Origin of the sequence: Microbacterium sp. NPDC056052, assembly GCF_042266785.1 — a bacterium.
Lineage (GTDB): Bacteria > Actinomycetota > Actinomycetes > Actinomycetales > Microbacteriaceae > Microbacterium.
In genome coordinates, this window is the sequence record NZ_JBHJWV010000003.1 from 159,811 (window position 1) to 173,551 (window position 13,741).

The 13,741-nt window shown below is 71.1% G+C and carries 13 protein-coding genes; 7 read left to right on the top strand and 6 right to left on the bottom strand.

The window, feature by feature from the left end; all coding sequences use genetic code 11:
* The first annotated feature begins 46 nt into the window (after positions 1 to 46).
* Both ACFC1J_RS07285 and hpf read left to right on the top strand, forming a co-directional pair.
* The gene (locus ACFC1J_RS07285) at positions 47 to 739 is read left to right on the top strand and encodes a ComF family protein (RefSeq protein ID WP_375903894.1); all 693 of its coding nucleotides are present in this window, start codon (positions 47 to 49) and stop codon (positions 737 to 739) included.
* 178 nt (positions 740 to 917) lie between these two features.
* Positions 918 to 1,571 (top strand): ribosome hibernation-promoting factor, HPF/YfiA family, encoded by a 654-nt coding sequence (gene hpf, locus ACFC1J_RS07290; RefSeq protein WP_375903895.1) that lies wholly within the window; start codon positions 918 to 920, stop codon positions 1,569 to 1,571.
* Between the two features lie 167 nt (positions 1,572 to 1,738).
* On the opposite strand, the gene ACFC1J_RS07295 is transcribed toward hpf, so the two are convergent.
* A complete protein-coding gene (locus tag ACFC1J_RS07295) occupies positions 1,739 to 3,082 on the bottom strand; it encodes a hypothetical protein (RefSeq protein WP_375903897.1) in 1,344 nt (447 codons plus the stop codon).
* A 59-nt stretch (positions 3,083 to 3,141) separates the two neighbouring features.
* Positions 3,142 to 3,738, bottom strand: a complete 597-nt coding sequence (locus tag ACFC1J_RS07300; RefSeq protein WP_375903898.1) for a PadR family transcriptional regulator — start codon at positions 3,736 to 3,738, stop codon at positions 3,142 to 3,144.
* 221 nt (positions 3,739 to 3,959) lie between these two features.
* Between ACFC1J_RS07300 and secA the strand changes: the two genes are divergently transcribed.
* On the top strand, positions 3,960 to 6,761 hold the full coding sequence (gene secA, locus ACFC1J_RS07305; RefSeq protein ID WP_375903900.1) for a preprotein translocase subunit SecA: 2,802 nt from the start codon (positions 3,960 to 3,962) through the stop codon (positions 6,759 to 6,761).
* 244 nt (positions 6,762 to 7,005) lie between these two features.
* Positions 7,006 to 8,229: a pyridoxal phosphate-dependent aminotransferase gene (locus tag ACFC1J_RS07310; RefSeq protein ID WP_375903902.1), complete on the top strand. Its 1,224-nt coding sequence runs from the start codon at positions 7,006 to 7,008 to the stop codon at positions 8,227 to 8,229.
* Between the two features lie 17 nt (positions 8,230 to 8,246).
* Here the strand turns inward: ACFC1J_RS07310 and ACFC1J_RS07315 are convergent, their stop codons facing one another.
* Both ACFC1J_RS07315 and ACFC1J_RS07320 read right to left on the bottom strand, forming a co-directional pair.
* A complete protein-coding gene (locus ACFC1J_RS07315) occupies positions 8,247 to 9,503 on the bottom strand; it encodes a CpaE family protein (protein ID WP_375903903.1) in 1,257 nt (418 codons plus the stop codon).
* Positions 9,500 to 10,117, bottom strand: coding sequence for an SAF domain-containing protein (locus tag ACFC1J_RS07320; RefSeq protein ID WP_375903905.1), 618 nt, complete (start codon positions 10,115 to 10,117; stop codon positions 9,500 to 9,502). Before ACFC1J_RS07320 ends, ACFC1J_RS07315 begins: the two co-directional genes overlap by 4 nt.
* Before the next feature lie 96 nt (positions 10,118 to 10,213).
* Between ACFC1J_RS07320 and ACFC1J_RS07325 the strand changes: the two genes are divergently transcribed.
* The gene (locus ACFC1J_RS07325; RefSeq protein ID WP_375903907.1) at positions 10,214 to 10,492 is read left to right on the top strand and encodes a helix-turn-helix domain-containing protein; all 279 of its coding nucleotides are present in this window, start codon (positions 10,214 to 10,216) and stop codon (positions 10,490 to 10,492) included.
* A gap of 158 nt (positions 10,493 to 10,650) precedes the next feature.
* Here the strand turns inward: ACFC1J_RS07325 and ACFC1J_RS07330 are convergent, their stop codons facing one another.
* Positions 10,651 to 11,247 (bottom strand): hypothetical protein, encoded by a 597-nt coding sequence (locus ACFC1J_RS07330; protein WP_375903909.1) that lies wholly within the window; start codon positions 11,245 to 11,247, stop codon positions 10,651 to 10,653.
* Between the two features lie 136 nt (positions 11,248 to 11,383).
* Here ACFC1J_RS07330 and ACFC1J_RS07335 point away from each other — a divergent pair, with 136 nt between their 5' ends.
* Positions 11,384 to 11,767, top strand: a complete 384-nt coding sequence (locus tag ACFC1J_RS07335) for an Rv3235 family protein (RefSeq protein WP_375904484.1) — start codon at positions 11,384 to 11,386, stop codon at positions 11,765 to 11,767.
* A 107-nt stretch (positions 11,768 to 11,874) separates the two neighbouring features.
* A complete protein-coding gene (locus ACFC1J_RS07340) occupies positions 11,875 to 13,365 on the top strand; it encodes a sensor histidine kinase (RefSeq protein ID WP_375903911.1) in 1,491 nt (496 codons plus the stop codon).
* 127 nt (positions 13,366 to 13,492) lie between these two features.
* On the opposite strand, the gene ACFC1J_RS07345 is transcribed toward ACFC1J_RS07340, so the two are convergent.
* Positions 13,493 to 13,741 carry a WhiB family transcriptional regulator gene (locus ACFC1J_RS07345; protein WP_045249333.1) on the bottom strand — a complete coding sequence of 83 codons (249 nt, stop codon included), beginning with the start codon at positions 13,739 to 13,741 and terminating at the stop codon, positions 13,493 to 13,495.

Here is a 13,741-nt window from a genome sequence, read left to right on the forward strand (position 1 = left end):
CGGCCTGTCCTGCCCGCCGGCGCTCCTCCGCGTGCAGACTCGCGGGATGACTTCCGAGCCCCGATCCTCGTCGCCGAACGACGGGCGGCCCGCGCGGTCCTCCGTGCGCCGGCTCGTCCAGGAGATCGCCGATCTCGTCTTCGCCTCGGTGTGCGCCGGATGCGGAGCCGCGGGGACGGCGTTGTGCGCCTCATGCGAGGCCGCGCTCGCGCCCCGGGTGGTGCGCCCTCGGTCCGAGAGCGTGCCGCTGCGTGCGGGCCTCGTGTTCGACGGGGTCGCGGCGTCGGTGCTGCGCGCGGTCAAGGAGGACGGGCAGACCTCGCTCATCCGGCCCCTGCGCGCGGCGCTCGCCGCAGCCGTGGACGACCTGTGCGCGGGAGCGGCTTCGCCAGGCCGCATCGATGTCGTGGTGCCGGTGCCGAGCACGCGAGCGGCCTTCCGGCGGCGCGGGTACCGCGTGCCGGAGATCCTCGCGCGCGGCATCGGCATCCCGGTGCTGCGAACGCTGTCGTACGTGCGCCGCGTGCAGGATCAGCGCGGGCTCGGCGCGCACGAGCGCCGGACGAACCTCGCCGGCGGCCTCGTCGCATCCCGCCTCGGAGGCGGAGCGTCGGCGCTGATCGTCGACGACGTGATCACGACCGGGGCGACCTGCGCGGAGGCGGCCAGAGCCCTCCGATCGGCAGGGTTCCGGGTCGTCGGCGCGGTGGCCGTCGCCGCCACCCTGCGGCGCGGATGAGCGCGGCGGGAGGACGCCCTGCGGCTCTGCGCGGTCGGCATCAGGGGCGTCGTAGCGGATCCGCACGACACGCAGATGAATTGTGGATGACATGTCGGGGTCGGGCGACTACGGTGGGGACTCACAAAGGCGACCACGGTCCGCCCTTGGCCGGGCGGACCGGAACAAGGAGGTCAGGATGGAAACGAACATCGTCGGTGTCGGAGTCGGCATCAGCGATCGATTCCGAGCGGTGGTCGAGGAGAAGACCGCGCGGATCGCGACTATCGCGACGAAGGCGCAGAGCCTGGACGTGAAGGTCACTCATCGTTCCTATCGCGGCGGTCACGTGGAGGACGAGACCGTCGAACTCACCCTCATCGGCAGGGGCCCGCTGGTCCGCGCCGAGGCTCGTGACGCGGACAAGTTCGTGGCGCTGGACCTCGCCGTGGACAAGCTCATCGAGCAGGTGCGGCGTGCCAAGGAGCGCCGCATCGACGGGCGGCACCATCCGCGCGGTGCGCGGTTCGAGAAGGGCACCGGCGAGCTCGCGGGCATCGACGTGCACCCCGTCTCCGCCGACACTCTGCACGCGGTCGCCACCGGCGCGATCCCGACGCTCGAGACCGAGGAGGAGTACTCCCCGGTCGTCATCCGCACCAAGAACTTCGATGCCGAGTGGATGACCGTCGAAGAGGCCGTGGACCGCATGGAGCTGGTCGGCCACGACTTCTTCCTCTTCGTGGACGCGCGCAGCGACCACCCGAGTGTCGTGTACCGCCGCAAGGGCTGGGACTACGGTGTGATCTCGCTGACCACCCAGGCGGCCCCCGCCGAGGAGCTCGTGAGCTGACGCCGCCCTGACAGACGACGCTGCTCTGACAGACGACGCTGCGCCCCGGTCCACGAAGGCCGGGGCGCAGCGCTGCGCACGGGAGCGCAGCAACGAGTCGTCCCCGTGAGCGCACGCCAGAGGGTGCGCTCACGGGGACGACGCGAGGAGTTCGGGCCGAAAAGCGGTCAGTCGAAGATGTCGCCGAGAAGGCCGCCGATGACGAGGCCGCCGAGCACGCCGGTCACGACGTCGCCGCCGCCGGAGCCGCGGCCGCCGCCGCCCCAGCTGTTGCCGCCGCCCCAGCCGTTGCCCCCGCCGCCGCCCCAGCCCTGGTCGGGGCGGGATCGGTCGATGTCGTGCTGGGCGAGCTGAAGCGCCTCCGCGGCGAGCTGGGCGACGCGACGCGCGGTGCTGAGGGCCTGCTCGCGGGTCTCCTCGGCGGGCAGCAGTCCCGGCGCGTCCACGCGGAGTCGTTCGGCCTCGGCGAGACGCGTGCGGGCGTCGGCGCCGATCCAGCCGCGGTGACCCTCGATCAGGCCGCGGGCGACGCCGAGCTGCCGGTCCGCGTCGTCGAGCGCGTGCTGCACGGTGGAGATCGTGGGCAGCGGGTTCTCCGCGCGATACCGTGCGGCCGCGATCGCCGCGTCCAGCGCGGTGTTCGCCGCGCGCAGGCGAGTGAGCTCGCCGAACGGATCGGTACGGCTCCCGGCGGGCGCGAGGGCGTTCAGCGCGCGCTGCAGCTCGGTGGCCGCAGCGGCGACGGCCGGCGCGTCGGGCGCCATCGGCAGGGCGGCCAGGTCGCCGCGCGAGTCGGCGACGACCTCGGCGAGCGTGGACTCGGCGCGCAGCGCCTCGATCTCGAAGTCGTCCACGGCATCGAGAAGCGCGGCTGCCCGACGCGTGGCCTCCGTCGCCGTCTCGAGCGCGAGCACGGCCTCCTGGTTGCGGCCGGCGTCGCGGCGACGCTCGAAGACGTCGGCGCCGTGGTTCGCGAAGACCACGAGCTGGGCGGCCTCCTCCGCGCTCTTGGCGATGCGCTGCATGGCGGCGTCGGAGTAACGCGTGGCCAGCCGCTCCACGGATGCCTGCGCCTGCGGCACCCTGCCCTCCAGCGCGGCGGCGTCCGCACGCACCCTGGCGACGACCTGCGGCGCGTTGCGCACCCGGGCGACGGCGTCGGCGATCGCGGCGGACTTCTCGTCGATCAGATCCTCGGCCCACTGGCACAGCTGCACGATGCGGGCGTTGCGGGTGCGCAGCTCCTCGGCCGTGTCGGGGATCTCGTCGTGGTTCAGCTGATGCAGCTGGAACGCCTCGCCCATGTGCGAGCGCACCGCCTCCAGCGCGGAGTGGAAGTCCGCGGTCATCTCGTCGCCGAGCTCGGCCGTGGCGAAGGCGAGCTCATCGGAGGACGTGCGGATCCGCTCGTCGGCGGCGACGATCGCCTGCTCGGCGCGGCGCGCGAGATCCGCGTCCTGCGCCTGCAGCTCTTCCTGTTCACGTTTGCGTCTGCCCCAGAATCCGGCCATGCGCCGATCCTATGGTCCCGGACCGTGCACGGGCTGTGGATCCCTTACGCCCTCGGCGATCAGAGCGCGACGGCGCGGGAGGGCCTGCCGCGCTTCGGGTGCTCCGTGGAGAGCTCGAGCTCCAGCGCGTGCCGGGGGTGCTGCGCGAGGCGCTGCTCGGTGTGATCGAGCCAGCGCGCCTCCGCCTCCGCCTGGAAGATCATGCTGTCGATCACGAGCGTCCAGGCCAGCTCCTGCGGGCTGTCCGGCTGGGGGCCGGCGTACTTCGTGCGCTGCAGTTCCTGCAGCTGGGCGAGCGAGGCCTTGCGCTGCGACTGGATGACGGCCGTCACATCGACGCCGGGCAGGGTCGCGGCGACCGCGAGCTTGATGGCGAGCTCGTCGCGGGTGCCCGTGCCACGCTCGACAGGGGAGGAGAGCCAGCCGGAGACCTCGACGGATCCGGCCGGCGTGATCGCCCAGTACACGTGCCCCTGGTCGTCGGCGTCGCCGCGTTCGACGAGCCCGTCGCGCTCCAGGCGCTCGAGCGTGTTGTAGATCTGGCCGACGTTGAGCGGCCAGGTCGAGCCGGTGCGGCGATCGAACTCGGCGCGCAACTGATACCCGTAGCAGGGACCTTGATCGAGGATGGCGAGGAGGCTCTGGCGAACGGACATCGGTATTTCCTTTCCCGGAATCTGTTTCCGAGTATATGCATACTCGGAAACATCCGTCTGCCTCCGCCGCGCGGCGGGTCGTCGCCCGGAACGCCGCGGGCCGGCTCGGATCGGATCCGCCGACCCGGTGCAGGGGATCGACAGGTCACGGCCCGGTAACATGGGGTTCGTATGCCGTGCGCGCGTCGCGCGCGGGTCAGACCCCTAGGGAGATGGAATCCGTGGCGAATCCTCTTGAGAAGCTGCTGCGCGCGGGCGAGGGACGGATCCTGCGCCGTCTGAACGGCGTCGTCAAGGCCGTGAACGCGCTCGAGGACGACTTCGCGAAGCTCAGCGACGAGGACCTCCGCAACGAGACCGTCGAGCTGCGCGCGCGGTTCGAGAAGGGCGAGACCCTCGACCAGCTGATGCCGGAGGCGTTCGCCGCCGTTCGCGAGGCCGCGAAGCGCACCCTGGGCATGCGGGCGTACGACGTGCAGATCATGGGCGGTGCGGCCTTGCACGAGGGCAACATCGCCGAGATGAAGACCGGTGAGGGCAAGACCCTCGTGGCGACCTTCCCGTCCTACTTGAACGCGATCGCCGGGCAGGGCGTGCACGTCATCACCGTGAACGACTTCCTCGCGACGTACCAGTCCGAGCTCATGGGCCGCGTCTACCGCGCGCTCGGCATGACCACCGGTGTGATCGTCTCGGGACAGACGCCCGAGGTGCGCCGCGAGCAGTACAACGCCGACATCACCTACGGCACCAACAACGAGTTCGGATTCGACTACCTGCGCGACAACATGGCGTGGCGCAAGGAGGATCTCGTCCAGCGCGGGCACTTCTTCGCGATCGTCGACGAGGTCGACTCGATCCTCATCGACGAGGCGCGGACGCCGCTCATCATCTCCGGGCCGTCGTCGGGAGAGGCGAACCGCTGGTTCGCCGAGTTCGCGAAGATCGCGCGTACGCTCGAAGCGGGCGAGGACTACGAGGTCGACGAGAAGAAGCGCACCGTCGGCGTGCTCGAGCCCGGCATCGAGAAGGTCGAGGACTACCTCGGCATCGACAACCTGTACGAGTCGGCGAACACGCCGCTCATCTCGTTCCTGAACAACTCGATCAAGGCGCTCGCCCTGTTCAAGCGCGACACCGACTACGTCGTGATGAACGACGAGGTCATGATCGTCGACGAGCACACCGGCCGCATCCTGGTCGGACGCCGCTACAACGAGGGCATCCACCAGGCGATCGAGGCCAAGGAGGCCGTGCCGGTCAAGGCCGAGAACCAGACTCTCGCCACCGTCACGCTGCAGAACTACTTCCGTCTCTACGACAAGCTCGCGGGCATGACCGGAACGGCCGACACCGAAGCCGCCGAGTTCATGTCCACGTACAAGCTCGGCGTCGTGCCCATCCCGACCAACAGGCCGATGATCCGCCAGGACAAGTCCGACCTCGTCTACAAGAACGAGACGGCCAAGTTCGCGCAGGTGGTCGAGGACATCGCGGTGCGCCACGAGAACGGGCAGCCGGTGCTGGTCGGCACCGTGAGCGTCGAGAAGAGCGAGTACCTCTCCCGGCTGCTGAGCAAGAAGGGCATCAAGCACGAGGTCCTGAACGCCAAGAACCACGCTCGCGAGGCCGAGATCGTCGCCCGCGCGGGACGCCTGGGCGCCGTCACCGTGGCCACCAACATGGCCGGCCGCGGCACCGACATCATGCTCGGCGGCAACGCCGAGTTCCTTGCGGTGCAGGACCTGAAGGCCAAGGGACTGGATCCGGTGGAGACGCCGGACGAGTACGAGGCCGCGTGGGACGAGACCTACGAGGCGATGAAGGAGAAGGTCGCCGTCGAGGGCGCCAAGGTCGTCGACGCCGGCGGCCTCTACGTGCTCGGCACCGAGCGCCACGAGTCGCGCCGCATCGACAACCAGCTGCGCGGACGCTCCGGTCGTCAGGGCGACCCCGGTGAGAGCCGGTTCTACCTGAGCCTCACCGACGACCTCATGCGTCTCTTCCAGCAGGGCGCCGCCGAGGCCATCCTCGCGCGCACGAACTTCCCGGAGGACATGCCGATCGAGTCGGGCCTCGTGACCCGCGCGATCCGCAGCGCGCAGAGCCAGGTCGAGGCGCGCAACGCGGAGATGCGCAAGAACGTCCTCAAGTACGACGACGTCCTCAACCGTCAGCGCGAGGCGATCTACACCGACCGCCGGCACATCCTGGAGGGTGACGACATCGCCGACCGGGTGAAGCACTTCGTGGAGGACGCGATCGGCGCGGTCGTCGACGACCACACCGCAGAGGGCCACACCGAGAGCTGGGACTTCGACAGTCTGTGGACCGAGCTGAAGACGCTCTACCCGGTCGACGTCACGATCGACGAGGTGGTCGCCGAGGCAGGCGGACGCAAGGGCGGGATCACCGCGGAGGGACTCAAGCGCGAGCTCGTCTCGGACGCGATGGTCGCCTATGAGAAGCGCGAGAGCGCCCTCGGCGAGGCCGCCACGCGCGAGCTCGAGCGACGCGTCGTGCTGCAGGTGCTCGACCGCCGCTGGCGGGACCACCTCTACGAGATGGACTACCTCAAGGACGGCATCGGCCTGCGCGCGATGGCGCAGCGCGACCCGCTGGTCGAGTACCAGCGCGAGGGTTACTCTATGTTCCAGGCCATGATGGGCCAGATCAAGGAGGAGTCGGTCGGCTACCTCTACAACCTCGAGGTCGAGGTGCGCCAGGCCGGCGACGAGGGCATCACCGAGGTCGAGGCGAAGGGTCTCGCCGAGTCGGCGGGCGATCAGCGCCTCGAGTACTCCGCTCCCAACGACGCGGGTGACGTCGAGGTCCGCAACGACCGCGGCCAGGTGCAGCAGGTGGCGACGGATCGCCTCCGCCAGGCGGCCGCACGCGCCCAGTCCGAGAGCGAGGAGCCTGCAGAGCCCGCCGCGCGCGGCGCCTTCGGGCAGCGCGTCGAGGCCGACGAGGCCGCTCCGGTCAACCGCGCAGAGCGCCGCGCCCAGGCCAAGAAGAAGTAACTCCGGTTCCAGGACGCGAAGGAGGCCGGCACCCGTCCAGGGTGCCGGCCTCCTTCGCGTGGCGTTCCGGGCGATCGCTCGATGGAAGAAGGAGGCCGTGATCAGCACGGGGGACGTCAGCTCGAATCCACGCGGATTGCGTCGTGGTTGCGGGACGCGATCCTCGACGGCATGCGCGCCCCCGGCGGCGGGTAGCGAGACCCGCGTGCACGAGGAGGCCTCGCGCGGGCGGTAATCTTGGCCGATGACACCGAGAACCTTCGACCAGTCGTCCAAGCTGAAGAACGTCCTGTACGAGATCCGCGGCAACGCGCTCGTCGAGGCGGCGCGGCTGGAGGCGGCAGGCCACTCGGTGCTCAAGCTGAACACGGGCAACCCCGCGGTCTTCGGATTCGAGGCGCCGCAGCAGATCGTGCGCGACATGCTCGCGACGCTGCCCAGTGCGCACGGCTACAGCGAGAGCAAGGGCATCATCTCCGCGCGCCGCGCCGTGGTCAGCCGCTATGAGCAGGTCGACGGCTTCCCGCTCGTCGATCCCGAGGACGTCTACCTCGGCAACGGCGTCTCCGAGCTCATCACGATGACCATGCAGGCGCTGCTGGACGAGGGCGATGAGGTGCTCATCCCCGCCCCGGACTATCCGCTGTGGACCGCGATGACCAGCCTCGCCGGAGGCACCCCGGTGCACTATCTGTGCGACGAGGAGAACGGCTGGAACCCGGATCTGGAGGATCTGCGCTCCAAGGTGACCCCGCGCACCAAGGCCATCGTCATCATCAACCCGAACAACCCGACGGGCGCCGTGTACTCGCGCGAAGTGCTGCAGGGCATCGTGCAGGTCGCGAGGGAGAACGACCTGCTGCTGCTGTCGGACGAGATCTACGACCGGATCCTGTTCGACGACGCGCAGCACATCCCTACCGCGACGCTCGCGCCCGACCTGCTCTGCCTGACCTTCAACGGGCTCTCCAAGACCTACCGCGTCGCCGGATACCGTTCGGGGTGGCTCGTCATCACGGGCCCGCAGCAGCACGCGAGGGGCTTCATCGAGGGGATCACCCTCCTCGCATCCACGCGCCTGTGCCCGAACGTGCCGGCGCAGCACGCGGTGCAGGCGGCGCTCGGCGGGGTGCAGTCGATCGCGTCGCTGATCGCCCCGAGCGGGCGCCTGCATCTGCAGCGCGACGCCGCCTGGGAGGGGCTCTCCGCGATCCCCGGCGTCAGCTGCGTGAAGCCCACGGGCGCCCTGTACGCGTTCCCGAAGCTGGATCCGAACGTTCACGAGATCCACGACGACGCGAAGCTCATCTATGATCTGCTGGTCGCGGAGCACATCCTGCTCGTGCAGGGCACCGGTTTCAACTGGGCGACGCCCGACCACCTCCGCGTGGTGACGCTGCCGGAGCCGCGTGTGATCACCGAGGCGATCGAGCGTCTCGGGAACTTCCTGGCGAGCTACAAGCAGTAGCCCGCGGTCGGTGGGGATCAGACCCCCGCGGCAGCCCCGAGACGCCGTTCGCGCCGCGTCCCGGGGCTGTGCGCGTCGCGCAGCAGTGTCAGGGCAAGGGCGCGCGCTCCGATGGTGAGCGCGGAGCGCCCTGCCACGTCGGGCACAGGCCTCGCGTGCAGGACCGAGGCGTCCAGCGCGCGTCGATCGTACGGCAGGAAATGCACGTCGCGGATGCCGGAGAACCGGTCGAGGGCGCGCCGGACCTGACCGCGCGCGTCGACGCCGAGGGGGCCGGGACGCACCTTGTTCACCACGACCGTGACGGGGATGTCGCCGACCTCGGCACACAGCTCCGCATAGCCGCGCACGAACCGGGCGATCCCGAGCGGGTCAGCGGCGGCCACCGCCACGATGCGGTCGGCGCTGTGCAGGGCGGTGAGCGTGGCGGCGTTGCGTCGTGGGCCGTCCAGATCGCTGCTGATCTCCTCATCGGCCTCGAGCGAAGCGGCGACATCGACGAGGGTGATCGTGCTCCAGCGCCGGCAGACGTCCAAGGCGGCATGCAGGCGCGCGGCGGACAGCTCGGGCCAGCGCGACGGGCGGTTGATGCCGACCAGCACGTCGATGGTGCCGCCGGAGGACTCGGCGGGACGGGAGAGACGGCTGAGCTCGGCGCCGTCGAGCAGGCCCAGCTCCGCACGGCGGCATGCCGCGGCGATGCCGGGTCCGTCGTCGGTGAGACCCAGCAGGAGGGCGAGGGCCGGCGCGTGGGTGTCGGCATCGACGAGGGCGACCCCGCGATCCGGTGCCGCAAGGAGCGCGGCGAGCTGCACCGCGACCGTGCTGCGTCCGGGCGCGCCGTGCGGACCCCACACCGTGATCAGCCGGTTCGCTGAGGCTCCGGCACCGGGGCTGTCGGTGCTCGTCTCATCCCTCTCCGAGTCCGCGCCCCCGTCGCGGAGCGCGTCCGCGACGTCCCATCCGCTCGCGGCCGCGGGCAGCGGCGCGCTCAGTCCGTGCCGGTGCGCGAGCCGTGCTGCGGCCGATCCGTCGCCCAGGGTCAGGATCCGCACGCCCGCGCGGTCGCAGGCCCCGCGCAGCGCCGGGCTCAGCCACGTCCGCTCCGCCGGGATCAGCAGAGCCTCGGCATCGCGGAGCTCCTCGGCATGTGCGACCAGGCGGGCGGCCTGGTGCGGCGGCATCCGCGCGATCACTGCGACGCCCGCGAGCTCCAGCTCTTCCGCGAGCGTCTCGGCGCGGTCCGGGGGCATGGCCAGGACGACGCCGGTCACGAGCGGGCTCCGACCGGCACGACGGATAGGGAGGATCCGCCGGTCAGCGCCGCGAGCACCTCGCCGACCGTCGCCCGGCTCACCACGAGCTCGAGCGTCGTGGACTTCGCCGACAGCGGACCGTCCTCGCGGTCGACCGAGGCGACGGTCGCCTCGGGCAGCAGCACGCGCGGTGCATCGAAGCCCTTTCCCTCGGCGCGCGGATCGGCCGCCCACAGCTCGACCACGGAGCCCCGGCCGATCGAGCCGGGAACCGGCACTGCGCTGCGCACCACGACGGAGGTGGTGCGCCCCTCGTCGGCGTCGGCGGCAGCGGCCGAAGGCACGAGCTCGCCTTCGGTGATCGTGCGCGTCGCGATCAGGCCCGGCTCGAGCGTGGCGGGGGTGAGATAGCCGGATCCGACGGCGCCGAGCACGACGTCGACCACCCGCACGTCGGCCGAGGTCAGCGGATCGCCGGGAACGATCGTGCGCACCGCCTGCAGCGCAGGACGGGTCTGCTTCGCCGCGTCCACGATCAGCCAGACCCCGGCGACCGACAGGACGATCAGAGCGAGGCCGATGAAGAAGCGCAGATCGGTCCAGGGCCGGCGAACGGCGCGTGCGGTGGTCATCCGCCCATGGTCACAGAATCCGGACGCAGGCGAGGAAGTTATCCACAGCGCCCCCGCCTCCGCCTCGGATGCTCCGCCGCGGAGCACAATGGAGGCATGCCGGACGCATTCACGCCTGCCGTGCGCTATCTCGCCCTGGCTCAGGCGGCAGAGCTCCTCGGGGTGCAGGTCGACGAGATCGTCGAACTCATCATGCAGAGCCGGCTGCGCGGAGCGAGGCTCGGGGCTCCTCCCGTATGGCGGGTCGAGGAGGCCTCGATCGCGGAGTACCTCGCCGAGCAGGCGGAGGACGCGCGGCGCAGGGCGCTGTGGCGGCAGGCTAACGCGGCGAGCTTCCCCGAGCTGTGGGGGCCGCCCGTCCGCCTCGGCGAGTGAGGCCCGCGCCGTCCGAACCCCTCATCCGAGTCGTCCCCGTCAGCGGAGCCCCCGGCGTGCGCTGACGGGGACGACTCGGAACATCGGGGCAAACCTCCTTCGGGTCGTCCCCGTGAGCGGGGGCTATGGCGTGCGTTGGTGGGGACGACTCGGATCCTTCAGCCGAGGCCGGGGGCGGGGCGGTCCGTGCCGAGGGAGAGCACCGAGGCGAACGGCACGATGCGGAACCCCGCGACCGCGCGGGCTCTTCGCGGCGAGCCTGCGTCGTGCAGTGCGAGATCGAGGTGGTCCGATCCCGCGCGGTCGATCGTCCCGGCCAGCACCGTGCCGGAGCGGGTGCGCACCGTGACGCCGCTGCGTCGCCGGGCGAGGTCCCGCAGCACGAACCCGAACGTCATCCGCTCGCGCAACGGCGAGAGCGGCGCGGGGGCGCTGCTGCTGTTCAGAAGCGCCCCGTGGTCCAGCGCCCACAGTTCCACGGCGTGCGAGGGCAGCAGCAGGATCCCCGGCGCACCCTGCGGCTGCACGGCCGTCCAGTCCGCGCCGACCGCGCGCAGCCGGCCATGCACCCGGGTGGAATCGGTGAGGACGGCGGTGAGCGCCGCGCCGTCGTCCACGAGCGCCCCCAGCCGCGTGCGAAGGTCGAGCCGGGCGATGCGCAGACGCTCGGTCTCGGCGTCGAGGGCTGCGCGCTCCGCCTCCCAGCCCGAGGCCACCTGGTCCTCGAGGTCTTCGAACAGCCGGTCCCATTCCATGCCGTCGAGAGTAGGGGATGCGTCGCAGGCGGCATACGGGTTGTCCACATGCCTCGGCCGATCCGCCTCTCTGCCGCACGGGGTGTGCTCGAATGCGAGTCATGCCATCCGAGTCTTGAGAGGGAGATCGCCGATGATGACGCTCGAGGATTTCGCGCCTCAGCCCACGCCGAGCGCGGAGCTGCCGGATCCGACTCCGCTCCTGCAGAGCCTGACGCGCGGCGTCCTCGAGGTGCTGGCCGGAGTGCGCGAGGCGGATCAGCTCGCCCGCTGGTTCACCGAGGACGCGTTCGTCACGCTGATGACGCGCGCGAACCTGTCGGCACGGGCGCGGAGCGCGCGCGGGGTGCCGCCGGCGCGGCCCGTGTTCCGCATCCTGTCCACGCACGTGTCCTCGCCCGCGGACGGCGTCGTCGAGGCCACCCTGATCGTGCAGACCCCCGGGCGCACGAGGGCCGTTGCGGTGCGGCTGGAGGGCCTGGACCGCCGCTGGCGGGCCACGTCGCTGGCGATGCTCTGAGGCCGACCTGGCGATGCGCCGAGCCCCTTCCGGGGATGATCCGAGCCCGGTCTCGTCGCCCTCTGCCCGCGCGTTCGGGGCGGAGGATACGCCTTAGGCTGTGTAGGGTGTCGACACTCAGTGATCTCGCCCAGGCCCAGGGCTGCCTCGAAGACGAAGACGTCGAATGGCTGCACCGACTCGCGAGCGACGGGCAGCTGCTGGCGGATCTCGCCTCCGCGGACATCGTGATCTGGATCGCGACGGCCGACGGATCCTTCATCGCGGTCGCGCACACCCGCCCGAGTGGCGCGGCGACCCTGTTCTACCGCGACATCGTGGGGGAGCGGGTGCGGCCGCAGTGGCGCACCCAGGTGCAGGGCGCCTTCGACACGGCAGGGATCGTGGATTCGGCGAATCCCGACTGGTTCGAGGAGACGCCGACCAGGGTGAGGGCCGTGCCGATCGTCCGCACGCGCAAGAGCAGTACCGACGGCGCGCGCCCGCAACCGGTCGGCGTGCTCACCCGGCACACGAACCTCGGCGAGGCGCGCACGCCCTCCCGGCAGCAGATCACGTTCAACGAGGGCGCGGACGACCTGTTCCGCATGATCTCCGGCGGCGAGTTCCCCGACCTGTCCGCGCCGACCTCGCCGCGCCGCGGCGCCCCGCGCGCATCCGACGGCCTGATCCGGATCGACGTCGACGGCGTCGTCACGTTCGCCAGCCCGAACGCGTTGAGCGCCTTCAACCGGATGGGCTTCGACGAGGAGCTCGAGGGGGAGTCCCTGGTCGAGGTCACGACGCGCATCGTGCCGCCCTCGCGGCAGGTCGACGAGTCGCTGCCCGTCGTGGTCACGGGACGCGCTCCCTGGCGCACCGACGTGGAGGCGCGAGGGGTCACCGTCTCGTTGCGCGCCATCCCGCTCAAGGATCACGGCACCCGGATCGGTGCGATCGTGCTGTGCCGCGACGTGTCGGAGCTGCGCCACCAGGAGCAGGAGCTCATCACCAAGGACGCGACGATCCGCGAGATCCACCACCGAGTGAAGAACAACCTGCAGACCGTCGCGTCGCTGCTGCGGATCCAGGCCCGCCGCACGCACTCCGAGGAGGCGCGCGACGCGCTGACCCAGGCCATGCGCCGCGTCGAGTCGATCGCCGTCGTGCACGACACCCTCGCGGGCGGGCTCGCGCAGAAGGTCGACTTCGACGAGGTCTTCGCACGCGTGCTCAAGCTCGTGGCGGAGGTGGCGTCTGCGCCCAACACGCGGGCGCGCACCCAGTCGACGGGACGGTTCGGCGTGCTGCCGAGCGAGTATGCGACGCCGCTGGCGCTCGCCCTCACCGAGGTCGTCACCAACGCCGTCGAGCACGGGCTCGCGGGGCAGGAGGGCCTGGTCACCATCGAGGCGCAGCGCACCGATGAGAACCTGCGCGTGATCGTCAGCGACACCGGACACGGTCTGCCCGAGGGGCGGATCGGTCAGGGACTGGGCACGCAGATCATCCGCACGCTCATCCAGGGCGAGCTCGGCGGGACGATCGTGTGGGAGGGCACGGACGGCGTAGGGACGAAGGTCACGATCGACCTCCCCATGCGCTGGGTGAACGGCTGAGTCGACACCACTCGCGTCCGCGCAGCGGACCAGTGACGTGCCGACTCACGGCTGCGCGGGAACCGCGCAGCGGCCCGAGCCGAAGTCCGCGGGCCGCTCGCCCGTCGTGACCCGACCCGGGCGGGGATCAGCCGGCGCGACGGGCGCGGGCCGCGCGGCGCTTGAGGGCGCGGCGCTCATCCTCGCTGAGTCCCCCCCACACGCCCGAATCCTGGCTGGACTCGAGGGCGTACTGCAGGCAGACCTCGGTGACGGTGCACCGGGCGCACACGGCCTTCGCCTTCTCGATCTGATCGACGGCCGGACCGGTGTTCCCGACGGGGAAGAACAGTTCGGGGTCGACGGTGAGGCAGGCGGCCTTGTCGCGCCAATCCAT